This is a genomic window from Gordonibacter sp., assembly GCF_036667095.1.
In the GTDB taxonomy this organism is placed as follows: domain Bacteria; phylum Actinomycetota; class Coriobacteriia; order Coriobacteriales; family Eggerthellaceae; genus Gordonibacter.
Genome location: NZ_JAVWUP010000377.1, coordinates 1 through 1,239 on the forward strand (window position 1 = coordinate 1; position 1,239 = coordinate 1,239).

1 protein-coding gene is annotated in these 1,239 nt (G+C 55.0%); it reads right to left on the reverse strand.

The genetic code is table 11. The features are described 5' to 3' along the window. Positions 1-439: 439 nt before the first annotated feature. A partial coding sequence (locus tag RR842_RS14735; RefSeq protein ID WP_332730320.1) for an SLC13 family permease occupies positions 440-1,239 on the reverse strand: 800 nt, incomplete at its 5' end.

Below are 1,239 nucleotides of genomic sequence, written 5' to 3' on the forward strand. Positions count from 1 at the left end.
CATGCACTGCCACGCGTGACTGCCAACCCATCCTCTTCGTAGCGGAAGGGCTGCTTGTGTTCGACGAGCACAACCTCCTTCCTCGACAACTCGGTTAAGACGGTTCCGTGTCTCTCTGTCATATTAACCTGCCTTTCCCATTCCTCATCTGTCTCTATCCAAAACGAGATGCCGACTCACTCCAATCGAGTATCGTCGCAATCTCGATTATGGCCTCTGGCTCTCTGTCGTCCTCTAACTTTCGGCTCGACTCTCCGGGCGATGCCGGAGCGGAAGGCCGCAAAACCATGCCACATACAGGGCATGTACCGATGTCAACCTCATCCAAGACGCACCCGCACGCTTTACAGGGGCGCGTTGCCGTCGCCGGCCGAACAGCAGCGGATTTTCCGCACTTGTCGCACCCCTGCATCCGCAGCACATCCGGCCCTCTCCTTCCCTACACCGCGTACAGCATGCCGATGTTTGTCAGGATGCCGGTAATGAACGGAATCCACAAAGCCATGACCGCACAGAGCACGAATACGGGGACGATTCCCGCCTTGAACATATCCTTGAGCTCGTAAGTGTCTTCGCTATAGGTGATCGCGATAGTCGGATTTATCGGAAGCAAGTAGTTGCCCCCGATGATGGCCGACATCATCACGGCAGCCGAGATCGGGTTCAGGCCGGCAGCAGTACAGATGGTGACCAAGGGAAGAAAGAACACCGGGACGAACCCGGGACCGATCGGCATGACGGTATGCAAAAGGTACAGCACTATGCCGAGAACGAGCAGAGCTACTACGATGTTCATGTCGGCAAAGCCCATCGAAAGTACGACACCGCCTATGAACTGCGATCCCCCCGTGCTCCCAAGCAGACTACCCATAGAGATCATGGCGCCAACCATGATGACGACGTTCCACGGAGTGCCTTTTTGGTATTCATCGAATGTGAGCAGATTGAAGCCAGGTGCAAGCATGAGGCCCATGGCAAGGACGGATACGACCGTCATATTGAGCAAGGGGAGCCACGTACCCAAGATCCAGAGAATCGGCACGCCAAGAATGATGAAAAGAGTCTTCTTCTCTTCTGCGAGAAAGGCCCCGTACGACCTCACCGATTCGTAGAGCTGCGTGATCTTCTCCTGGCTCAGGGATTCCGGCTTGAAGACGAACGTGACAGACAGCCACAACACCAGTATCATAACGGCTGCGATAGGCACGCCTATGATCATCCATCCTAGAAACGATATCT